The following is a 22,116-nucleotide window of genomic DNA, read 5'->3' on the forward strand; positions in this document are numbered from 1 at the left end:
CATAGGTTTTGCGCCGGCCGCTGCGGCTGTTGACCCACAATATCCTCCACTGAGCGCTTGGTTGTCGAATATGCTGGTGCCGGCTGGGATTCTGATGCTGGCGGTGGCCATGCCGCTCGGGATTCTTGTCAGCCGCGACAATGTAAGAGCGCGGCGGCGGGAGATCATTTCCGCGCTTGGGGTATTTTTCGGAAAAGCAACCGGCAGGAGGCCGCCGACAGAGGGCAGGTCATCCCATCCTTCGAATTCGAATTCGTCAAGGCAAAGTATTTCAATGAGGAGGGTATCAACAGGGAAGGCGAAGTACCGATAGGATTTTTTTCTGTATCCGTGCTGATTTTCGTCGTGCTTTGCTTTGTTTTGATGATCTATGCTTTCACGTTTTCGGTGAGCGACTGCTTCAGTGCTTTGGAGAATGAGCGTGCGGAATGCTGGATCGGCCGCAGCGCGCTCCTGCCCTCCATTTTCCTTGTGGGCGGCGAATCGCCGTTGACCGGGCCTGAGCTCATAAAAAGTCACCAGTCGGCTCTGACTATCGCTGTATTCGCGTTTCTTGGAGCCTATCTGGCGTCACTGAAACTGTTCATTCGCGCTGTCGCGAATTTCGATCTGACGCCCCTGACGTTTTTCCGCGCCAATCTGCAGATTGTCGCCTCCGTCTTGGCGGCGATAGTGCTGTGGCGTGCGGGTGCGGCTCTCACCTTCTCTATCACCGGCACTGAAAGCTTCGCGCCATGGATCGCCATTGCGTTTGTCATCGGGCTCTATCCTGCCCTCGGTGAGCGGCTGCTGACCAAGCTGTGGCGCCAGGGAATGATCAAGCAGATCGACAGTCGTGCCCTGGATGAAACCCGAATCATCCCGCTGGAGCTTATCGAGGGAATTGATGCCGATATACGATCCCGGCTGGAGGATCACAACCTTTATGATGTGCAGAACCTCGCGACGGCCAATCCAATCATTTTATTCGTCGAGACACCCTTCGGTATCTATCAGAGCATCGACTGGGTAGGCCAGGCACAGCTTGCGACTGCCGTCGGGGTGGCGCGTTTTCTGACGCTGCGGAATCTTGGCGTAAGAACAATTTTCGACTTTGAGCGGATGCTCGGGCCTGGAAATAGAACGCCGCCTTCCCTGAAAATGCATCTAGCGAGCGTGCTGCTGAATGCGCCGCAGACGACGGATGTCAAGGTACTGGAAGATCGCGTGCAAGAAGTCGAGCGGCTCTGCGAGATCATGGTCGATGATCTGGCGATACTGCGACTGCGTCAGATCTGGACTGCCATCGCGAGCCGGTTCGGCGAGATACAGTCCTTCGATAGGTCTCGCTGCCGGACGCCCCCGATCAGGTAAAGCCAAAAGTTCCGGAGGCCACAAAATAGCAAGATCCTTGCGGGCCCGGCAGGGGCCCGCACGATCTAGGACGTCCTGCCCCGACTGATGCGGCTGGTCGGGCGAGGTTTGAGACGCCTCAGTTCAGCCGGATGTTAAGCTCCCGGATCTTGCGGCCCCAGAAGCCGTGCTCCTCCTTCACCGCCTCGAACCAGGCGTCGCGCGAACGGATCGGGGAGGCTTCCAGCCCGTCCTGTTCCAGCCTGCCGGCGAAGCGCGGATTCGCGGCGGCCTGGCGGGCCGCGGTCTCCAGCCGCTCCAACTGATCCGCGGGCACGCCGGCGGGCGCAAAAATGCCGTGCCAGCCGGTGATGGACACGCCCGGCAGCCCGGCCTGGGCCAGGGTCGGCACGTCCGGCAGCGTCGCGATGCGGCCGTCGCCGGTCACCGCGATGGCGCGCAGCCGCCCCTCCCGCGCCAGCTGGATCGCCGGCGGGGGGGAGGAGAAGTTCATGGTGATGCGCCCACCCACCACATCCAGCAGGGCAGGGCCGGTGCCGCGATAGGGGATGTGCTCCATCTCCACCCCGATCGCGTCGCTGAACAGCACGCCGGCCAGGTGATTGGCGTTGCCAACGCCGCCCGAGGAATAGGTCAGCTCCCCCTTCGGCTTGCTGCGGGCATAGGCGATCAGCTCCTGCAGATTGTTGATCGGCAGGCGCGGGTCGATGACCAGCACGTATTGATAGGAGGTCACCTGCGCCACCGGCGCCAGGGCGGTGATCAGGTTTGGCCCGTCGCTGCCCTGCATATGCGGATTCACCACCAGATTGGTGGAGACGGCAAACAGCAGCGTCAGCCCATCCGGCCGCGCCCGCGCCACGCTGACGGAGCCGATATGGCCCGCCGCGCCGCCGCGGTTCTCGATCACCACGGTCTGCCCACCGAGCGCCTCGCTCAGCGAATGCGCGAATTCGCGCGCCGTCAGATCGGTGCCGCCGCCGGGGGCATAGGGCACGACCAGGACGATGGGCCGGGACTGGGCGATGGCCGGAGCGGCCAGGGCCGTGGCGGCGCCTGCCGCCAGCACCACGCGGCGGGAGAGGAAAGTATTGTTCATTGCAACGTTTCCGGCGGTTGGGCCGGCAGGCTATCAGAGCCGCATCGGCCTCAACAGCCGGTGCGTCGCCCCTCAGCGAAATCCAAAAGGCAGGCGGCATAGCGCAGGGTGAAGCGCCAATCGGCGCCCGCGCCATGGCCTTCCAGCCCCGCCGGCCGGTCCAGCAGCAGCAGCGCGCCGGTGCGCGGCGCCAGCCGGGCGAAGGCGGCGGCGCGGCCTGGCGGGTCCGGGGCGTATTCATCCCCGGCGAAGGTGGCGATGGCGACGCGGGTGGTTGGCGCCCTGGCCGTGGTGACGATGCGGGCAAGGTCGTCCAGGGCCCAGGCATGGGCGACGCTGCCGGTTGGGCCATGCGCGGCGGGGGCGATGGCGATCACCGCATCGGCGCGGCCCGGCGCATCCAGCGCCGCCAGCGCATCCCAGGCGCCGCGCGACTGGCCGGCCGCGACCACCCGCGCATAGCCACGCGCGCGAAGCTCCGCCAAGGCTGCCCGCATGCGTTCGGCGCCGGCCGTCGTCTCATCCGTCTCCGGGTCCCGGTCCAGGCGCAGCACATCGTAGCCGGCATTGTTGAAGGCGCGGGCATGCGGCTGGGGCTGGCTGCCGCGGCTGTCGGCGCCCCCGGCCGCCCGCCCATGCGCCCAGAGATAGGCGCCGCGTGCCGCGCGCGGCCCCTGCCACAGGAAGCGCCCATCCGGCACCAGCGCCCAGCCCGGCCCGCCGGTCAGCGCCTGGGCGGGCGGGGCAGGGGCGGGGGCGGGTTCCGGCCAGAGGATATCGAGGTCCCGCGCATAGATGCGGCACGCCCTGCCACCGTAAGCGGCACAATTGGCCAGCGCCCGCGCCTCCGTCGCCGCCATGTCCGGCTCGATGGCGGAGGCCCAGCCCCAGGCGCCGTTCTCCGACAGGGCGAAGGCCCGCGGGGTCGCCTGCAACAGGAAGCGGCGGTAATCCGCCCTTCCGCCCTCTCCCACATGGGGCACCCGCGCCGAATCCAGCAAAGGCGGGGTCTGGGCATGGCCCGTCGCCCCGGCGATCGACACCAGGGCGAGGAGGCAGAGCACGAAACGGTGGGCCATCTTCAACATCTCGTGATGTGATGGAACCAAAGGTCGATGCCCATGTCCAGCGAGAATCATGCCGCGACCCTTGCCGGCGAGCGGCAGGACCGGCATGTTCCGCCCCCTTTCCGGGCGGGTCCGTCTCGACCAGCCCCGGCCGAATTCCAGGGGTTCTCCGATGCGCGTCAAGGACGTGAAGAAGGTCGTGCTCGCCTATTCCGGCGGGCTCGACACCAGCGTGATCCTGAAGTGGTTGCAGACCACCTATCAGTGCGAGGTGGTGACCTTCACCGCCGACCTCGGACAGGGGGAGGAGCTGGGCCCGGCGCGCGACAAGGCCCTGCTGCTGGGCATCAAGCCCGAGAACATCTTCGTCGACGACCTGCGCGAGGAATTCGTGAAGGACTTCGTCTTCCCGATGTTCCGGGCCAATGCGCTGTATGAGGGCATGTACCTGCTGGGCACCTCCATCGCCCGCCCGCTGATCGCCCAGCGCCAGATCCAGATCGCCGAGCAGGTCGGCGCCGATGCCGTGGCGCATGGCGCGACCGGCAAGGGCAACGACCAGGTCCGCTTCGAGATCGGCTATTACGCGCTGAAGCCGGATGTGAAGGTCATCGCCCCCTGGCGCGAATGGGACCTGACCAGCCGCACCGCGCTGATCGCCTTCGCCGAACAGCACCAGATCCCGATTGCCAAGGACAAGCGCGGCGAAAGCCCCTTCAGCGTCGACGCCAACCTGCTGCACAGCAGCTCCGAGGGCAAAATCCTCGAGGAGCCCTGGGACGCGCCGGATGAGATGGTCTGGCAGCGCACCGTCAGCCCGATGGACGCGCCGGACAAGGTGACGGAAATCACCATCGAGTTCGAGCGTGGCGACGCCGTCGGCATCAACGGCGAACGCATGTCCCCGGCGACCCTGCTGACCAAGCTGAACGCGCTCGGCAAGGAAAACGGCATCGGCCGGCTCGACCTGGTGGAAAACCGCTTCGTCGGCATGAAGTCCCGCGGCTGCTACGAGACGCCGGGCGGCACCATCCTGCACACGGCGCATCGCGCCATGGAATCGATCACGCTGGACCGGGAGGCCTGCCACCTCAAGGACAGCCTGATGCCGCGCTATGCGGAGATCGTCTATAACGGCTTCTGGTTCTCGCCCGAGCGGCGGATGCTGCAGGCGCTGATCGACGAAAGCCAGAACAGCGTCTCCGGCACCGTCCGGCTGAAGCTGTACAAGGGCAATACCATCGTCACCGGCCGGCAGTCGCCCAACAGCCTGTATTCCATGAAGCACGTGACCTTCGAGGACGACCAGGGCGCCTACGACCAGTTCGACGCCCAGGGCTTCATCAAGCTGAACGCGCTGCGTTTGCGTCTGGGCGCCATGGCCGGCCGGCGCGGCGGCGCGCTGTAGCGCCGCAGGGGGGCTTTGCCCCCCTGCACCGTCCACGGGAGCCTGAGGCGCCTGTAGCTGCGTTCGTTTGACGTCTTCGGCGTTCAGAACAGGTTTGGCGGGCGGGGAGCTTCAAGCCCCCCGCGGAGTAGGCGCGGAGCGCCATTCGCCTTGGTAGGCGCCAGTGCGATCGTGTATCCCTCTGCCTCAAGCAAGCCACAGGTCGCGCCGCCTGCTTCTCCATGCGGCGTGGCCGGATCGTCCGGAACCTTCGATGCCGCTTTCCTACGGACCGCCCGACGGCCCACTCGGCCGCGAATTGCAGCAGGTCGCGGAGGCAGCGCTTGGGGTGATCGTGACGCTGGACAAGCTGAACGTCATCCCGCCAGATTTCCCGAAGGCCGCACTCCACGATCTCTGCACGGCGCTGGCAGCCTTGCCGGAAGGCACGGCGGAGAATTGCCGCCCGCAGCTTGAACTGGCCCGCAACGCCCTGCCGAAGCTCCGGCGTGAGCATTTCGGTATCGAGGGAGAAGGCGCCTCCACCACGCCCGAGGATGCCGAGCAGCCCCGCTTCACCCGCGGCATGCTTCTCGATCAGCAGGTGAACGGCCTGCTGGCTGCCGTGACAACAGCCCTCGACGAATACCGGGCGCAGGCCGGGGTGGTCGTCGAGGATGCGGTGCAGCCCGACGATGTGGCGGTGCCGACGGCCGCGGCGAAGCTTGGCGGTGTCGAGGCGCAGACCGAGCAGGTGGTGGGCCGTCTGCGCCAAGGTGTCGGGCAACTCGATGCGCGTGGCGTGTCCGCGACGGAGCCGGGCGATCTGCTACGCCGGCGCCTGCGCGACAGCGAGAACCTGGCCCTGGCCGCTCGGTCCGAACTGCGGCAGCGGAGCACGGTCGCGCGCTGGTTCGACGGCGTTTCCACCGCTTTCCGTCGGACCCCCGATCTGATCGAGGCCGCCGGCCGCGGGTTGAGCGCAGGCGCCAACGCCGCGGAACCCCTCGGCCGATGGCTGGTGGACTTCCTGACGGAGTGGGTCGGGACGACGGTGCGGCAGACGCGTGATCTGGGCGATGCGCTTCAGGAAGCGGCGCGGCGCCTGCGTGAAGCCGCGCCTACCCGGCCCGCCCCTAGCCCGTCGCCACCGGAGTTGGATGCCCGGGACCTTGCCGCACTGACGCGGGTTGGTCTGCCAGTAAGCGACGACCCTCTGCAGCAGGGTGCCCTTGTCATCGAGCCAGCCGGCAGCTTCGCACCCGAGAGCTTTGCGCGCGCCGATGGTCCTTGGACCCGCGTCGCCCCCTGGATCACCGACGCGCGATTTGGATCAAGCAAGGATTTCGCTGATCTAGCGCCTTTCGTCCGCCTCACCGCCCTGCAGAATCTGAATCTGGCGGCGACCAAAGTCACCGATCTGACTCCGCTCGCCCGCCTCACCGCACTGCAGAGCCTGAATCTGCAGTTTACCTCGGTCGCCGATCTAGCGCCGCTGACCCGCCTCACCGCACTGCAGAGCCTGAACCTACAGTATACTCCGGTCGCCGATCTAGCGCCGCTTGTTCGCCTCACCGCCCTGCAACGGCTGGATCTGTCGTACACCCGGGTCGCCGATCTGGCTCCGCTCGCCAGCCTCACGTCCCTGCAGAACCTAAACCTGATCGGCACGCAGGTTGCCGATCTGGCGCCGCTTGCCAACCTCGCCGCGTTGCAGAGCCTGGACCTGATGGGCACCCGGGTCGCCGATCTGGCGCCGCTCGCCAGCCTCACCGCCCTGCAGAGCCTAGACCTGAGGGACACGCATGTCGCCGATCTGGCGCCGCTCGCCAGCCTCGCCGCTCTGCAGAGCCTGGACCTGGTGGGCGCCCGGGTCGCCGATCTGGCGCCGCTCGCCAGCCTCGCCGCTCTGCAGAGCCTGAATCTGGCGAACACCCGGGTCGCCGATCTGGCACCGCTCGCCAGCCTCACCGCCCTGCAGAGCCTAAATCTAGCGAACACCCAGATCTCAGGTCTAGCGCCGCTCGTCCGCCTCACCGCCCTACAGGGCCTGAGCCTGAAGAATACTCGGGTCACCGATCTGTCACCGCTTGCCCGCCTCACCGCCCTGCAGAGGCTGAACCTGGAGGGCACCCGGATAGTCGATTTGGCGCCGCTCATCCACCTCACCGCCTTGGAGCGCCTGAATCTGGACGGCACCCAGATCGGACCCGAAGTGTACGCTGCCTTCCTAGGGGCACGGCGCGCGCGCGGCCTTCCGCAGCTTCGTTCTGAATGAAGACAACGGCAGGTCATCGCGGAGGGCGGCACCATCCTGCACCCCGCGCATCGCGCCATGGAATCCATGACGCTGGACCGCCTGCCACCTCAAGGACAGCCTGATGCCGCGCTACGCGGCGGTGATCTACACCGGCTTCTGGTTCAGCCCCGGTTTGCAGGCATTGATCGATGAGAGCCAAGCCAGCGCGGCAACATCCTCTAGAAAATTAGCCGAGTTCAAAAAAGGACGGATCCGCCACTGGGGAAGGCGTGACGACCGTGCCACAATCCCTCCGGCCATGCTGAAGGGGCTGGCATGATCTTCGCGTCTTTCGAGTTTCTTTTTCTGTTCCTGCCGGTCTTCCTCGCCGCCTATATGCTGGCGCCGGGCAGCTGGCGGAATCCGCTGATCCTCGTCTTCTCCTGGGGATTCTACGCCTGGTGGCGGGTGGATTTCCTGGCGCTGCTCGTCGGCGTCACGGTCTTCACCTTCTTCATGGCGCTGGCCATAGAGCGTGCCGGCCATGGCTCGCGCCGCGCCGGCTGGCTGATGGGGCTCGGCGTTGCCGGCGATATCGGCGTGCTCGCCTATTTCAAATACGCCAATTTCGGCGTGGACACCTTCAACGACCTGATGCGGATGATCGGCCATGCCCCGATGGGCTGGGCCGAGATCGTGCTGCCGGTCGGCCTGTCCTTCTACGTCTTGCAGGCGGTCAGCTACCTGGTCGATGTCCGCCGCGGCACGGTGCAGCCGACGCATAGCCTGATCGACTATGCCGCCTACAAGGCGCTGTTCAGCCAGCTCATCGCCGGGCCGATCGTGCGCTATTCGGATGTCTCGGCCGATCTGCGAACGCGGCGGCAGAACCTTGCGCAATTCGGCGCCGGGTCGCGGCAGTTCATGGTGGGCTTCGCCATGAAGGTGGTGCTGGCGGATACGCTGAGCCCCGTGGTGGACGCGGCCTTCGCCCTGCCGGCGCCAACCGCGGCCGATGCCTGGATCGCGGCCACCACCTACACCCTGCAACTGTTCTTCGACTTCGCCGGCTATTCGCTGATGGCCATCGGGCTCGGCCTGATGATCGGCTTCCACTTCCCGCGCAACTTCGACGACCCCTACCTCGCCGGCTCCATCCAGGCCTTCTGGCAGCGCTGGCACATGACGCTGTCGAGCTTCCTGCGCGACTACCTCTATGTCCCGCTGGGCGGCAACCGGCGCGGCGTGACGCGGACCTATGTGAACCTGCTGCTGACCATGGCGATCGGCGGCTTCTGGCACGGAGCGAGCTGGAATTTCCTCATCTGGGGCCTCTGGCATGGCGGGCTGTTGGCGCTGCACCGGGCCTGGAGCACGCGCGGCCAGGGGGCGATGCGGGCCGAGCGGGCGGACCGGCGGGGGGAGGAGCGGCGCGATGCCTTCCCGCAGCCCCTGCCCGGCGAGGATCTGCGCCGCGGCGTGGATCGCCGCGCGGCGGCGCGCCGGCCGATGCCCTGGCTGCTCGGCCATGCGCTGACACTGCTCTGCGTGATGCTCGGCTGGGTGATCTTCCGGGCCACCGACCTTGCCAGCGCCACGGCCATCTATGCCGGGATGCTCGGGCTGCGGGGCGGGGCGCTGTCCGATGCCCTGGCCTGGCACCTGACGCCGGATCGCGTCGCCACCTTCGTCCTCGCCATCGGCTTCGTCTATCTGCCATTGGCGCTGGCCGCGCTGCGGCGCCGCGGGCTGCTGCCCGGCGCCGGAGAGGGCGGGGCGCTGGCGCGGCTGTGCTGGGCCGGCTGGCCCTTGCTGGCCTTCCTGCTCGCGATGGTGCTGCTCTACAGCCGCGCCGCCGTGCCCTTCCTGTATTTCCAGTTCTGAGGAGGCGCCGATGTCCCAGCCGGACCCCTCCGTCGATCCCCGCCTGCGGCCAGCCTGCGCCGCCCTCGGCGTGGCCATGGCCGCGATCCTGGCGCTTGGCCTCTGGCAGGGGGTGTCGGCCATGTCGACGCCGCAGGCCGGGCGCCGCCTGGCCCCGACCCTGAACGGAGAGGCCTTTCTGGCCGGGCGAACGGCAGCGGCGGTGAACCAGGTGATGGCGCAGGACCTGCCGGCCGATGGGCTGCTGCGGGCGGCCGGCGGCGTGCTGCGCTGGAAGGTTTTCGGGTCTGGCGGCCCCACGGTCGCGCCCGGCTGCGATGACTGGCTGTTCCTGACGGAGGAGCTGCGCCCCTGGGGCGCCGAGGGCCAGGAAGCGATGGCCGAACGCGCGCGGCTGCTGACCCGCGTCGCGGCGCTGCTGGCGGCGCGGGGTATCGAGCTGCGGGTGGTGCCGGTGCCGGACAAGGCACGGGCCGCCGCGCCGATGCTGTGTGGCGCGCCCTATTCGGCGGAAGCCGCGGCGCGCGGCCAGGCGTTCCGGCTGCTGCTGGAGGGCACGGGGCTGGCGGTTGTCGATCTGGCGCCGGTGCTGCTGCCGGAGGGCCCGGCGCTGTTCTATCGCACCGACACCCACTGGAACCAGGAAGGCGCCCGCCGCGCCGCCCAGGCCATCGCTGCCGCCATGCCGGATGATCTGGCGCGCGACACGGCCTTCCAGACCACCCGCGCGGCGGAGGAGAGCCTTTTCGTCGGTGACCTGCTGCGGCTGATGAGCCTGGACCAGGTGCCGGATTCGCTGCGACCGCGCGCCGACCGGCAGAGGCTGGAAGCCACCGAGGCGGCGGAGGCGGCGGAGGCCTCGATCCTGGATGAGGCGCCGGTGCCGGAGGTGGTGCTGCTCGGCAGCTCCTTCTCCCGCAACGCCAATTTCGAGGGCGCGCTGCAACAGGCGCTCTCGGCGCCCATCGGCAATCTCAGCCAGGCCGGCGGCGGCTTCGCCGGCGCCGCGCGGGAATTCTTCGGCAGCGTCGCCTGGCGGGAGACGCCGCCGAAACTGCTGGTCTGGGAGTTTCCGGAACGGGTGCTGAACCAGCCCCTGAACGCCGATGACCGGGCGCTGGCCGCCTGGCTGGCGGAGCAAGGGCTGTAAGAGACCGTTTGAGAACCCCGGCGGGCCCTCCGCCGCCGGCATTCTCAAACGGTCTCTAAGCGCTTACGCCCCTGCGGGGCGCCCCGCCGCAAAGGCGTTCGCGAAGACCGGCAGGGCGGCCAGCAACTGGCCGGTATGGATGCATTCGCGGGGCGTATGGGCGGTGCCTATATCGCCCGGGCCGAGCACCACGCAGGGGGCCAGGGCCTGCAACTCGCTGGCATCGGTGCCATAGGGCGCGGTCTTCGCGGGCTCGCGGGTCAGCCGGGTCGCCAGGACAATCAGCGGGTGGTCCGCCGGCAGTTCCGGCGGGAAGCCTTCCATCTGTTCCGCCAGATCGATCCCGGCCTCCCGCGCCGCGGCGCGGACCGCGTTGAGAATCGGCTTCGGGTTCACCTTGGCGCTGTAGCGGAACTTGATCTGGGCGGTGGCCTTCGCGACCGTCACGTTCATGGCGGTGCCGTGGTTGTCCAGGATCAGGTTGAAGTCGGAGAAGGGCGGGTCGTAATCCGCATCCTGAAGCACGGGGTTGCTGCGCAGCTCGTCATGGACGGCGCGCATGGCGGTCAGGAAGGGCAGCAGCTTCCAATTGGCATTCGTGCCCTTGCCGGTGGAGGAATGCGCCTGCACCCCATGCGCCGTGGCGGTGAAGGCGATGTGGCTGCGATGGCCGCGCACCGGCACCAGCCCGGTCGGCTCCACCACGAAGATGCCGGCCAGATTCAGCGATCTTGCCAGGGCGCTGTCCTGCGCGATGCGCCGCGCGCCCTGCTTGGTGGTTTCCTCATCGGTGGTAATCAGCAGGGTCGCCGGCACATCCGCCGGGGCCAGTCGCGCAGCGATGATGGCGGCGGCGACCTGGCCCTTCATGTCGACGCTGCCCAGCCCGTGCAGCAGCCCGGCATTGTCCAGCCGCGGCGTCCAGGGATCGCTCTCCCACCCCGTGGCGGGGACCGTGTCCATATGGCCGGACAGGGCATAGCCGCCCTTCGGCCCCCTATGCGCCACCAGCGCCCGCTTCGGGATGCCGTTCGCGTCTGTGTAGTCCAGCCGCTCCACCTCAAATCCCGAAAGCTCACGCTCGATTCGGTCGGCGACGGGCAGGTTGGAGAGGGCGGATCGGCTGTCGATCGCGATGAGGTCGGCTGCCAGGCGCAGCACAGGTTCGGTGAGGCTCATGCGCGGCAGGGTCGCTTGCCGCGTCCGCCCCGGCAAGGGAGGATGGGCGCATGAACGCGCAGCTCTATCTCGACCCTCGCAGCGGCCGGACCTGGTCGCTGGATGTCCCCCGCTGGTGTGGCGACGACCAGGCCCCCTTGTTGCTGACGCCGCGCCCCGGCCTGTCCCGCGACGAGATCGAGCGCGGCACCCGCAGCATCTGGCGCTACGCCGCCGCGCTGCCCTGGATGCCCAAGGCGCCGATCAGCATGGGGGAGGGCTGCACGCCGCTGGTGGAGCGCGCACTGCCCGGCGGCACGGCGCTGCTGAAATGCGAATGGTTCATGCCGACCGGCAGCTTCAAGGATCGCGGCGCCAGCGTGATGCTCTCACTGCTGCGCGACCAGGGCGTGGCGAGCGTCCTGGAGGATTCCTCGGGCAATGGCGGGGCGGCCGTGTCTGCCTACGCCGCGGCGGGCGGCATGGCCGCCACCATCTTCGTCCCCGCCAGCACCAGCCCTGCCAAGACCGTGCAGTCCCGCGCGGCGGGCGCGACGATCGAGCTGATCCCCGGCTCGCGCCAGGACTGCGCCGATGCGGCGCTCGCGAAGTCGGCGGAGCTTTTCTACGCCAGCCACAACTGGCAGCCCTTCTTCCTGGAGGGCACCAAGACCCTCGCCTATGAGCTGTGGGAGGATCTTGGCTTCAAGGTGCCGGATAACGTCATCGTCCCCTGCGGCGCCGGCTCCAATGTTCTGGGCTGCTGGCTCGGTTTTTCCGAGTTGTTGCGGGCGGGCCAGATCGACCGGTTGCCGCGCATCTGGGCCGCGCAGCCGGCCAATTGCGGGCCGATCGCGCGCGCGGCGCTGGGCTTGCCAGCCATGGACGCCAAGCCGACCCTCGCGGAGGGCACCGCCATCGCCCAGCCGATCCGCCTGCCGGAATGCCTGACCGCGCTACGCGAATCCCAGGGCGGTGCCGTGCTGCTGGAGGAGGCGGAGATCGCCGAGGCCGCGCTCGCCTTGGCCCGCACCGGTCTCTATGTGGAGCCCACCTGCGCCCAGGCCGCCGCCGCATTCAGCAAGTTGCACGCAGAGGGCCGCATCGCGGAGCGGGAGACGACGGTGGTGGTGCTGACCGGTACCGGGTTGAAGGCCACGCCGCGCTATGCCGAATTCCTGGGGGTCGAAATCTGATGTCGCTGGATCACCTGCCGACCCCCTGCCTGCTGCTCGACCTACCCATCCTGAAGCGCAACATCGCCCGCATGGCGGCCGCCATCGCGCGCCACCCCGGGCTGGTGCTGCGGCCGCATCTGAAGACCGCGAAATCCGCCGCCGTCGCCCAGCTTGTGGCGCCAGGCGGCGGGCCGATCACCGTCTCGACCCTGGCGGAGGCGCGCTACTTCGCCGCCCATGGCTTTCGCGACCAGATCTATGCGGTCGGCATCACGCCCGCGAAGCTGGATGCCGTCGCCGCGCTGAATGCCGAGGGCGGGCAGGTGCGGATCATCACCGATGACCTGGAGACCGCCCAGGCCATCGCCGCCCATCCCGGCATCCTGCCCACCCTGATCGAGGTCGATATCGGCGAGGGTCGCGCCGGCGTGGCGCCGGACAGTGACGCGCTGCTGGCGATCGGCGCGGCGCTCGGCCCGAAACTGGCGGGCGTGCTGTCCCATTCCGGCCATTCCTATGCCGGCCGCAGCGAGGCCGCGATGACGGAGCTTGCGGAGATCGAGCGCGCCGGCATCGTGCAGGCGGCGGACCGGCTGCGTGCCGCCGGGCATGTCGTGGGGATCGTCTCGGCCGGCGCCTCTCCCACCGCCATGTATGCCGCGCATCTGGAAGGGGTCACCGAAATGCGGGCCGGCGTCTATATGATGGGCGACCTGTTGCAGGCGCAGCTCGGCGTACATCCGCTGGAGGATATCGCCGTCACCGTGCTGACCAGCGTCACCGGCCGCTACCCGGCGCGCAATGCCGTGCTGGTGGATGCCGGCGCGCTGGCTTTGTCCAAGGACCGCAGCACCGAGGCCGCGCCGCGCGACTGGAAGTTCGGCCGCGTGCTGGATGTGGAGGGCCGGCCGAGCCTGGGCGACGCCATGGTGGTCCGCGTGCATCAGGAACATGGCGAGGTGCGCGCGGCGGAAGGCGGCAGGCTGGACCTGGACCGGCTGAAGGTCGGCACCCGCCTGCGGGTGGCCCCGAACCATGTCTGCCTGACGGCCGCCGCGCATGACCACTACCATGTGCTGGACGAGACCGGCCGGGTGATCGCCGTGTGGGACCGGGTGAACGGCTGGTAGGCGTTACGAAGTGTCACAAATCTTGCTGGCGGCTGTCACGCTCGCGAAAGTCGCGAGCTTCACCGACACACGGTCGCCGCCATGGCCAGACTTCCCCGCCGGGCCGCCCTGCTGCTGCCCGCCTTGCTGCTTTCCCCGGCCGCGCGCGCCGGCCGCCCGGTGCCGCCCTTTCCGGAATGGGTGGACCGCACCGCGCGGCTGAAAAGCGAGGCGGGCGACGCCCGGCTTCTATTGGCTGGCGACGGCACCGGGCTGATCGCGGTCCGCGCCTTCTTCCTCTGCCGGCCGCTGCCGGTGCTGTCCTGGCGCATCACCGAGTCCGGCCGCGCGCTGTCCTACCGCCGCCAGAGCGCGCTCTTCGCCGGCCGTGTCATCGAGGGCACCGCACGGATCGAAGACGGCGCCGCCATGCTGCGCTGGATCGAGGCGCGGGAGCAGTCGGCGGAGTTCGAGGGATTCGAGGCCGCCGCCTTGGCCGTCACCTGCGGCTGATGGCGCCCGTCTGAACGTCGGCGCGCCATCCGCCTGGCTGGCCTGCCGCCAGCATGGCGATCAAGACCAGGCAGCAGGCCGCGCCGGGATCAGGGAAAGCCCTCCGGCACCCAGAGCGAATCCTCGTTCGACAGGGTCAGCCGCTCGAAGCCGGAGAAGGAGAATGTCTCGCCACCAATGGTGATCCTGCCGCTGACGCCGGCCAGGTTGATCCCGCCATCCACGGCGACCGGCGCGGCCGACCAGGGATCGAGCGTCATGCCGGCGAGCACCTGCTCGATCGTCAGGCCGGTGCGCTCCAGCCGCAATTCATCGGTGCCGTCGCCGCCATGAAGCATGTCGTTGCCGTCGCCCGGGCTCCAGACCACCAGGTCGTCGCCGGCGCCGCCATCGACGACGTCGACGCCGGTGCCGCCGGCCAGGATGTCATTGCCATCGCCGCCGAAGACCTTGTCGTGCCCGCCACCACCCAGCATCACGTCGTCACCACCACCGCCGAAGATGGCATCATCCCCACCGCCGGCGATGATCAGCTGCCGGTCGTTGTCACCGAGGATCAGGTCGTCCTGCCAGGTGCCGATCCGGGCTTCCACGTCGGTGTGGATCTCCCAGACCGGTGTCGGATCGGCCATGCCGCCGACCACCTGGTCGAGCGCCGACATGTCGAGTTCGATCTTGCCGTCATCGGACGCGTCGGCTGGCGTGGATGGACTACGTGTCGTCATGGCCTGTTCCCCTCCGAGGCGGTGATGCCATGGCGGATGCGGTCACGAAACAGGATTCTGTCTATCGCCGCCCATGGCAAATCCGATGGCGCATTGTCAGCGCTGGTCCGGATAGTCCCGCGCCGGGCGCGGCTTGAAGGGCGGCAGCGACCAGCCGCGCCAGATCGCGGCGCCGCGGATGCCAAAGCCCAGAGCGATGGCGGCGATCAGGGACATGTCGCGCGGGAAGGGCGCCAGGCGCAGCGCCACATAGGCGAGCGCGGCGGCGGCCGCGGCGGTGATGTAGATCTCCTTGCGCAGGATCAGCGGCAGCTCGTCGCAAATCACATCCCGCAAAATGCCGCCGGCGGTGGCGGTGACGGTGCCGAGCAGCACCGCCGCCCAAGCGTCCGCCCCGGCGATCAGCGCGATCTCCGCCCCCAGCACGGCGAATAGCGCCATGCCCAGCGCATCCGCCCAGAGCAGCGCCTTGAAACGGCTTTCCACGCGATGGGCGAAGAAGAACACCAGCAGCGCGGCGGCGGCGGCAATGGCCGGCAGTTCCGGTTGGCGCAGCCAGAACAGCGGCGTACGCCCCAGCAGAAGGTCCCGCACCGTGCCGCCGCCGAAGCCGGTCACCATGCCGATCAGCACGAAGCCCACGGCATCCAACTGCTTGCGGCTGGCGACCAGGGCGCCGGAGGCGGCGAAGACCGCGATGCCCAGCAGGTCGAGCGCCCGCAGCGCGGTATCCAGCCCGCCCAATTATTCCGCCGGCACGGCAATGGGCCGCGCCGCCAGGGCCGCGCTGCGGGCGCTGCCCATGCAGAACAGGGAGGCCAGCAGCAGGGCGGCGGCCAGCGGCAGCACCAGCGCGGCCAGTCCCAGGTCGATCAGCCAGCCGAAGGGCACCGGCGTGATCGCGCCGCCAAGCGGCAGGCCGGAGGAGACGAAGCCGAAGACCTTGCCCATCTGCCCGGGCGGGATGGCGTCCTTCAGCATCACGTCGCGCGGCGTGCGCGACGACCCCAGTGCCAGCCCGGCCGCGCCGGCCACCAATGGCAGCAGCCAGTCCGGCACCGGCACCAGCCCCATCACCAGCAGCAGCGCGGCGGAGGTCACGGTCAGGATAATGATGAAGGGCAGGTGCTTCTTCGACCGGTCGGCGAACCAGCCACCGACCAGCGTGCCCCCCGTCGCGCCCATCATGTAACCCGTCAGCGCCAGGGAGGCGACGGCCACCGGCGTGCCCCAAAGCTCCCCCAGCACGGTGATGGAAAAGGCCTGGATCGCGGTGCCGGCCATGGCGGAGAGCAGGAAGAAGCCGAAGAACAGCAGGATCGGCCGCGACAGCAGCAACTCCCGCCCCGTCGGGCCGGCCTTGCGGTCCTTGGGCTTGGCCTGGTCCCGCAGGATGCGGCTCTGCCACAGGATCGCCAGCACCACCGGCAGGCCGATCAGGCCCAGGATCAGCAGCGCCGGCCGCCAGCCCATCACCAGCAGCATCGCCGCGATCACCGGCGGGCCGAAGGCAAAGCCGAGGTTGCCCGTAAAGGTGTGCATGGCGAAGGCGCGGCCGATGCGGCTCGGATGGATCGACCCGCCGAGGATGGCGTAATCCGCCGGGTGGATCACCGAATTGCCCACGCCGGACAGCAGCGCCAGCAGGAGGATCGCCCAGTAGCCCGGCGCTGCGGCCATCGCGGCGATGGACAGCGCCATCAGCAGCACGCCGCCCACCAGGAAGGGCCGCGCGCCATGCTTATCCACCAGGAAGCCCACCGGGGTCTGCAAGGCTGCCGTCACGCCGCTCATCAGCGCCACCGCCAGGCCGAGCGCGGCGAAGGAGACATCGAATTCGTCGCGCCAGACCAGGAACAGCGGCGGCAGGCACAGCATGTAGAAATGGCTGAGGAAATGTCCGGTGCCGATCAGCGCCAGGATGCGCGCATCCTGGCTGGTCGGCGGCGTTTCAGGGATGGAAGGCATGCCGGATCAGCGCTCCGCGGCTACTCCGCGCAGAGTGCATCCGGCAGGCCGGCGAGGTCAAACCGCGGCTGTGGCCGCTTCCAGGCCCTGCAGCACTTCCTCCACCGGCCCATCGGCCAGGATCACGCCGCCTTCCATGCGGATGGCGCGGTTGCACCAGCGGCGCACCACGCTGAAGTCATGGGTGGCGACCACCATGATATCGGCGCCGCCGACCAGCCGGGCCAGGCGTTCCTCCGCCTTGGCCATGAAGGCGGCATCGCCGGCCAGGAACCACTCATCCATCAGCAGCACCTGCGGCTGCATGGCGGTGGCCAAAGCGAAGGCCAGCCGCACGCCCATGCCGGCGGAATAGGTGCGGATCGGCACGTCGAAGAAGTCGCCGAGCCCGGCGAAGGCCGCCACCTCCTCGGCCAGCTTGTCCGATTCGGCATCCGTCAGCCCGCGATACAGGCCGCGCAGGCGGACATTTTCCCGCCCCGTCGATTCACTGTCCATGCCGGCGGCGACATCGATCAGCGCGCCGATCTGGCCCTGCACGGTCAGGCTGCCCGCGACAGGTTCATAGACCCCGGCCATGGTGCGCAGCAGCGTGGTCTTGCCCGCGCCATTCGGCCCGACCAGCGCCACCCGTTCCCCCTTGCCGATGCGGAAGTTCAGGTTGCGCAGGGCCGTGACGACAATGCGGTTCGATGGGTCCGTATGCAGCCGCGACTTGCCCATCAGCCGCTTTTTCAGGGAGCGGGCACCGATGTGGTAGTAGGGGAAGTCGAGGCAGAGCCCGTGGGCTTCGATCAGGGCCATGCGCTACACCCAGAAGGCCACACGGCCGCGGAAGCGCACAAAGAACACCGCCGCCACCGTCACCGTGAGCAATGTATAGATAATCGCCGCCAGCCAGGCCAAAGGCGGGCCGCCGCCTTCGACCAGCGGTCCGCGCACGGTCTCCAGGATCGCGTAGAAGGGGTTGAAGGGCATCCACGCCTCCCAATGCCCCAGCAGCCGTGGCTTCCACAGGATGGGTGTCAGGAAGAAGGCCAACTGCATGGTGCTGCCGACGATCGGCCCGATGTCGCGGAAGCGGGCGCAGAGCATGCCGAGGAACAGCGCCGCGGCCACCGAATTGATCGCGATCAGCAGGAAGCCCGGAATGGCCAGCACGGCCTCCGGCCCCGGCAGATGGCCGCAGACCAGGAAGACCACCAGGATCAGCGGGAAGTTATGCGCGGCGATGATGGCATTGCGCATGACGCAGCGCAGGGCATGCACCGTATAGGGCAGGGGCAACTGCCGGATGATGCCTTCGGAGGATGTCAGGCTGATGGTGGCGTCGTTCACCATCTGGCTGATGGCGTTCCAGATCACCAGGCTGACCGCCAGATGCGGCAGGTATTCCCGCAGCGACATCTGGAACAGCGCCGAATAGAGCAGGCCGAGGCCGAGCAGCATCGCGCCGGTCGACAGCGTCAGCCAGAAGGGGCCGAGGACGGAGCCTCGGTAGCGGTTCCGGATATCAAGCCAGGCGAGGGTGGAGGCCAGGCGCCAGCGGCTGACGCCGAGCCGCACATCCTCAAGCGCCTTGCGCAGTCGCTGCGGGTCCGCCGCATCGACGTGATAGGCCGGCATCGGTGCGGCGGGAGAGTCGGACATGGGCGGCTCATAGCCCGGCCGCATCGGCCGGGCCAGAGGTGCGCCGGGGCGCGGGGAAAGGTCTATTTGGCGCCGCCGGCGGAGGCCGGATCGGCATAGCCCTGCGGCGCGCTGTAGCCCTGGGGCGCGTAACCCTGGGGCGGCGGGCCGCCCGCGGCGCGCGAGAGCCGCACGCGGTCGCCACGGCTGATCACCACGCGGTCGCCGACCTGAAGCCCGGCCTCGTTGGTCTGCACCACGGCGATGTCGCCGCCGCGATCCTCCCGCACCACGAATTCGATGGCGGTGCCGCTGGTCAGGCCCCCTTCCACCGCGGTGCCGGCCAGGCCGCCCAGCAGCGCGCCGCCGAGTCCGGCCAGCACGTTGGACCGCACATCGCCGCCGATGAAGCTGCCGGCGATGCCACCGGCCACCGCGCCACCGACCGTGCCGATGCCGCTACCGCCGCCCTGCACCTGCACGGGCCGGCTGCCGACGATGGTGCCGTAGGAGACATGGGCCGCGCTGCCGAGCGAGCGGGCGGACACCGTGTTGCCGGTCTGGCTGGGCGCGCAGCCGGGCAGCGCGGCGACCAGGGCCAGCGCCGCGACGGCGGGGATCAACCTCTGGGACAGGCGCATATCAACACATCCTCACGCATTGCTGACCGAGCCTCTCGGCCGGTCTGGGTTCGACCCCGCCGCAGCTGTCGGCACGGGGGGGGCGTCAAAAGAGGTCCGCGTTAGCTGGACGGCTATCTGGGCGGCTATGTAGCGCGACCATGGGCCTGACGGAATTTCATCTTGTTACACCCCACCGTGGCGCGATCAGGGCGCGCATTGCCATGATCTCGTCCTTGCCTCCGCCGGTCGCAATGGGTTAGGCCTGCTTCCCAGAGACTTGCGAGCGGACTTGAACGACGGGACGGAAGTCGGGGTTGGCCTGGGCCGGCATATCGCTTGGGGGCGATATGCGGGCCGGGGGGGCAGGCCTCGGGGAACGGCACCCGCAACCGACGGAGAGCCTGCATGAACCGGTTCAGCGCTGTGCGCGAGGGTCGCCGGTGGGCACGGCCCGTGGCGGCCTGCCTGCTGCTCGGCGCGCTTGCCGCCTGCGGCCAGACCACCCAGCGGCCGGCGACCCAGGCGAGCCTCGCGTCCAATTCGCAATGGGCGCGGCCCAGCAGCTATGACGCGCCCGGCCCGGCACACGACCCTTGGGGCCCCTATATCAGCCAGGCCTCGCAGCGCTTCGACATTCCCGAGCGTTGGATCCGGGAGGTGATGCGCCAGGAATCCGGCGGCCGCGTCTCCGCCACCTCGCGTGTCGGCGCCATGGGTCTGATGCAGGTGATGCCGGGCACCTATCGCGAATTGCAGGCGAAGTACGGTCTCGGTTCCGACCCCTACCACCCGTGGGACAGCCTGATGGCGGGCACCGCCTATCTGCGGGAAATGTATGAGCTGTACGGCGCGCCGGGCTTCCTGGCCGCCTACAATGCCGGCCCGCGGCGGCTGGAGGATTATCTGTGGGGTGGCCGCGGCCTGCCGGCGGAAACCCGCAACTACGTCGCCCGCATCGGCCCGCGCATCCAGGGCGCGCATCCGAACCGCCGCGCGGCGCCGGAGGTCTATGCGGCCGCCGAGCTCCCGCTGAGCATCCCGGCCGGGCCGCGCCAGGGCAATACGGCGACCATGCTGGCGCTGCGCGACCAGCGCCGCGCCGTCGATCCGGGCGTCCGGGTGGCCGCCCTGCCGCCGGGCCCGGTGGTGCGGATGGACCCGATTCCGGATGGCTCGACCAGCCAGCCGACGCAGCTGGCCTCCGCCGGCGGCTTCATGGTCTCGAACGCCGCCGCGGCGAGCATTTCGTCAGCGCCACAGGGCAGCGTGGTGGCCATGGCGCCGGTGGCGAGCCTGGGCGATTTCCAGAACCGGATGGAGCCGATCCGCAGCCCGGGTGACGACGCACCGGCCGCTACCGCCTCCGGCAGCAGCCTCGGCGCCAGCTTCGAGAGCTATCAGACGGCGCAGGCACCCGCCGCCAGCATGGCGCCGGTGGTCAGCCCGGGCGACCCCGGCAGCATCCGCAGCGAGTCGCTCTCGATGATCGCGCCGCCGCCGGCCCCGCCCGCCGCGCGCATCGCCGCCACCGCCCCGCCGCCGCGCCCGGCGCAGACCGTGACGGCGCTGTCGCCGGCCGCGCCGCCGGCCTCGCCCTTCGTGCGCGTCGATCCGCCCGGCCTGGCGGCATCCCCGGCGCCGCGCGGCTTCTCCCTGATCCCGCAGGCCTATGCCAGCACCCTGCCGGCGGCACCGCGCCCCGCGACGACGGGCGCGCCGGCAGGCGGGGGCGGATGGGCGATCCAGGTCGGCGCCTTCGCCTCCGAAAACCTGGCCCGCGCCGCGGCCGGGGAGGCTCGCGACAGGGTCGGCAGCTCCGGCACGCGCCTGGTGGTGCAGCCGACGTCGCAGGGCCGCAGCACGCTGTATCGCGCGCGCGTCATCGGCCTCGCCGACCGCTCGGCCGCCGAGGCGGCCTGCGAGCGGATACGTGGCCGCGGTGCCTGCATGGTGGTGGCGCCAGGCGCCTGATCGATGCGGGCGCCGGTGCTGGTGATTGGCGCCGGCGGGCATGCGCGGGTGGTGATCGAACTGCTCCATGCCAATGGCTGCATGGTGGCCGGCCTTCTGGATGACGGGCCGGCGCGCGCTCCGGTGCTTGGCTGCCCCGTTCTCGGCGGCACCGAAAGCCTTTCCGCCCTGCGGGCGGAGGGGTTGGTCGAACTGGCCGTCGCAATCGGTGACAATGCCGCCCGGGCGCGGCTCGGCCGGGCGGCGGAGACGGCAGGCTTCGTGCTGCCACCGCTGCTGCATCCCAGCGCCCTGATCTCACCGAGCGCCATCCTGGAAGAAGGGTGCCAGATCATGGCCCGGGCGGTGCTGGGACCCGAGTCGCGCGTGGCCCGGATGGCCTTGGTGAACACCGGCGCCATCGTCGAACATGAATGCGAGATCGAGGAGGCGGCGCATATCGGTCCCGGCGCCGTCCTCTGTGGGGCGTCCCGCATCGGCCCACGCGCCTTGGTGGCGGCGGGGGCCGTGCTGCGACCGGGCGTTGTGATTGGCGCCGATGCCCTGGTGGCGCCGGGTGCGGCGGTGGCCTGCACCGTGCCACCCGGTGGCCGTTATGGTGGCGTTCCGGCCCGCCCCGTTGGCGAAGGCTGAGCTCGGACAGCGACCAAGGCGCGAGTCATCCCGCACGACGCCCGGTATGGTTGTAATATTCGAGATAGTTCGCGCTATCATACGTCACAAAAAAGCGAGATACGGCCCTGTAGGTGGTGGAAAATTACTCTCACGTGGCGAATAATCCTTGCCATGGCCACCGACATCCACCGACCGGACGAACCCCGAGCCCTGCTCGGCCTGCGGTCCCCGACCCAAATCGGCGACACGCCCACGCCGGATACGCCGCAGCCGGAACGCCCGGACTATCCCGTCATCTCCTCCGGCTGGGACAATGAGGACGCGTCGGGCAATGACCAGCGCAGCAACTTCCTGACGGCGGTCGGCGCCGGCGCGGTGCTGCTGCTCGGCATGGTGGCGATCGGCCTTCTGATCGGCTGATCTCCCCTGGGGCTTGCCGCTGCTCGGT

Annotated in this window: 20 protein-coding genes and 1 pseudogene; 12 read left to right on the plus strand and 9 right to left on the minus strand. The window is 69.1% G+C overall.

Annotated features, from left to right (window positions below):
• Positions 1-57: 57 nt before the first annotated feature.
• Positions 58-1,353, plus strand: coding sequence for a hypothetical protein (locus tag ACVFYP_RS01325; RefSeq protein ID WP_499198316.1), 1,296 nt, complete (start codon positions 58-60; stop codon positions 1,351-1,353).
• 118 nt (positions 1,354-1,471) lie between these two features.
• Here ACVFYP_RS01325 and ACVFYP_RS01330 read toward each other — a convergent pair whose 3' ends face one another.
• Both ACVFYP_RS01330 and ACVFYP_RS01335 read right to left on the minus strand, forming a co-directional pair.
• A complete protein-coding gene (locus tag ACVFYP_RS01330) occupies positions 1,472-2,452 on the minus strand; it encodes a Bug family tripartite tricarboxylate transporter substrate binding protein (protein WP_499198317.1) in 981 nt (326 codons plus the stop codon).
• A gap of 50 nt (positions 2,453-2,502) precedes the next feature.
• On the minus strand, positions 2,503-3,531 hold the full coding sequence (locus tag ACVFYP_RS01335; protein ID WP_499198318.1) for an alpha/beta fold hydrolase: 1,029 nt from the start codon (positions 3,529-3,531) through the stop codon (positions 2,503-2,505).
• Positions 3,532-3,691: 160 nt separating this feature from the next.
• Here ACVFYP_RS01335 and ACVFYP_RS01340 point away from each other — a divergent pair, with 160 nt between their 5' ends.
• The 5 genes and pseudogenes from ACVFYP_RS01340 to ACVFYP_RS01360 all read left to right on the plus strand — a co-directional run bounded on the left by ACVFYP_RS01340 (position 3,692) and on the right by ACVFYP_RS01360 (position 10,179).
• Positions 3,692-4,927, plus strand: a complete 1,236-nt coding sequence (locus ACVFYP_RS01340) for an argininosuccinate synthase (RefSeq protein ID WP_499198319.1) — start codon at positions 3,692-3,694, stop codon at positions 4,925-4,927.
• Between the two features lie 253 nt (positions 4,928-5,180).
• Positions 5,181-7,184 (plus strand): leucine-rich repeat domain-containing protein, encoded by a 2,004-nt coding sequence (locus ACVFYP_RS01345; protein ID WP_499198320.1) that lies wholly within the window; start codon positions 5,181-5,183, stop codon positions 7,182-7,184.
• Between the two features lie 24 nt (positions 7,185-7,208).
• Positions 7,209-7,371 (plus strand): annotated as a pseudogene (locus ACVFYP_RS01350) (argininosuccinate synthase); the annotation flags it as partial.
• A gap of 110 nt (positions 7,372-7,481) precedes the next feature.
• A complete protein-coding gene (locus ACVFYP_RS01355; RefSeq protein ID WP_499198321.1) occupies positions 7,482-9,029 on the plus strand; it encodes an MBOAT family O-acyltransferase in 1,548 nt (515 codons plus the stop codon).
• A gap of 10 nt (positions 9,030-9,039) precedes the next feature.
• A complete protein-coding gene (locus tag ACVFYP_RS01360; RefSeq protein WP_499198322.1) occupies positions 9,040-10,179 on the plus strand; it encodes an alginate O-acetyltransferase AlgX-related protein in 1,140 nt (379 codons plus the stop codon).
• Positions 10,180-10,242: 63 nt separating this feature from the next.
• Here ACVFYP_RS01360 and ACVFYP_RS01365 read toward each other — a convergent pair whose 3' ends face one another.
• Positions 10,243-11,358 carry a M20/M25/M40 family metallo-hydrolase gene (locus ACVFYP_RS01365; protein WP_499198323.1) on the minus strand — a complete coding sequence of 372 codons (1,116 nt, stop codon included), beginning with the start codon at positions 11,356-11,358 and terminating at the stop codon, positions 10,243-10,245.
• Between the two features lie 50 nt (positions 11,359-11,408).
• On the opposite strand from ACVFYP_RS01365, the gene ACVFYP_RS01370 reads away from it, so the two are divergent.
• The 3 genes from ACVFYP_RS01370 (at position 11,409) to ACVFYP_RS01380 (ending at position 14,137) form a co-directional block, all read left to right on the plus strand.
• Positions 11,409-12,533: a pyridoxal-phosphate dependent enzyme gene (locus tag ACVFYP_RS01370; RefSeq protein ID WP_499198324.1), complete on the plus strand. Its 1,125-nt coding sequence runs from the start codon at positions 11,409-11,411 to the stop codon at positions 12,531-12,533.
• A complete protein-coding gene (locus ACVFYP_RS01375; RefSeq protein WP_499198325.1) occupies positions 12,533-13,645 on the plus strand; it encodes an alanine racemase in 1,113 nt (370 codons plus the stop codon). Before ACVFYP_RS01370 ends, ACVFYP_RS01375 begins: the two co-directional genes overlap by 1 nt.
• An 81-nt stretch (positions 13,646-13,726) precedes the next feature.
• Positions 13,727-14,137 carry a hypothetical protein gene (locus ACVFYP_RS01380; RefSeq protein ID WP_499198326.1) on the plus strand — a complete coding sequence of 137 codons (411 nt, stop codon included), beginning with the start codon at positions 13,727-13,729 and terminating at the stop codon, positions 14,135-14,137.
• Between the two features lie 89 nt (positions 14,138-14,226).
• On the opposite strand, the gene ACVFYP_RS01385 is transcribed toward ACVFYP_RS01380, so the two are convergent.
• The 6 genes from ACVFYP_RS01385 to ACVFYP_RS01410 all read right to left on the minus strand — a co-directional run bounded on the left by ACVFYP_RS01385 (position 14,227) and on the right by ACVFYP_RS01410 (position 19,100).
• Positions 14,227-14,862 carry a calcium-binding protein gene (locus ACVFYP_RS01385; protein WP_499198327.1) on the minus strand — a complete coding sequence of 212 codons (636 nt, stop codon included), beginning with the start codon at positions 14,860-14,862 and terminating at the stop codon, positions 14,227-14,229.
• 96 nt (positions 14,863-14,958) lie between these two features.
• Positions 14,959-15,606 (minus strand): trimeric intracellular cation channel family protein, encoded by a 648-nt coding sequence (locus ACVFYP_RS01390; protein WP_499198328.1) that lies wholly within the window; start codon positions 15,604-15,606, stop codon positions 14,959-14,961.
• A complete protein-coding gene (locus ACVFYP_RS01395) occupies positions 15,607-16,830 on the minus strand; it encodes an MFS transporter (RefSeq protein ID WP_499198329.1) in 1,224 nt (407 codons plus the stop codon).
• Positions 16,831-16,887: 57 nt separating this feature from the next.
• Positions 16,888-17,634, minus strand: coding sequence for an ABC transporter ATP-binding protein (locus ACVFYP_RS01400; RefSeq protein ID WP_499198330.1), 747 nt, complete (start codon positions 17,632-17,634; stop codon positions 16,888-16,890).
• Positions 17,635-17,637: 3 nt separating this feature from the next.
• Complete coding sequence (locus ACVFYP_RS01405) at positions 17,638-18,480, minus strand: ABC transporter permease (RefSeq protein ID WP_499198331.1); 843 nt, start codon at positions 18,478-18,480, stop codon at positions 17,638-17,640.
• 62 nt (positions 18,481-18,542) lie between these two features.
• Positions 18,543-19,100, minus strand: a complete 558-nt coding sequence (locus ACVFYP_RS01410; protein ID WP_499198332.1) for a glycine zipper 2TM domain-containing protein — start codon at positions 19,098-19,100, stop codon at positions 18,543-18,545.
• A 387-nt stretch (positions 19,101-19,487) separates the two neighbouring features.
• On the opposite strand from ACVFYP_RS01410, the gene ACVFYP_RS01415 reads away from it, so the two are divergent.
• The 3 genes from ACVFYP_RS01415 to ACVFYP_RS01425 all read left to right on the plus strand — a co-directional run bounded on the left by ACVFYP_RS01415 (position 19,488) and on the right by ACVFYP_RS01425 (position 22,088).
• A complete protein-coding gene (locus ACVFYP_RS01415) occupies positions 19,488-21,053 on the plus strand; it encodes a transglycosylase SLT domain-containing protein (RefSeq protein ID WP_499198333.1) in 1,566 nt (521 codons plus the stop codon).
• Between the two features lie 3 nt (positions 21,054-21,056).
• Entirely contained in the window at positions 21,057-21,686 is a 630-nt protein-coding gene (locus tag ACVFYP_RS01420; RefSeq protein WP_499198334.1) for a NeuD/PglB/VioB family sugar acetyltransferase, read from the plus strand.
• A 153-nt stretch (positions 21,687-21,839) separates the two neighbouring features.
• Positions 21,840-22,088 (plus strand): hypothetical protein, encoded by a 249-nt coding sequence (locus ACVFYP_RS01425; protein WP_499198335.1) that lies wholly within the window; start codon positions 21,840-21,842, stop codon positions 22,086-22,088.
• The last annotated feature ends 28 nt before the right edge of the window (positions 22,089-22,116 follow it).

It is taken from the genome of Roseomonas sp. F4 (assembly GCF_053891155.1).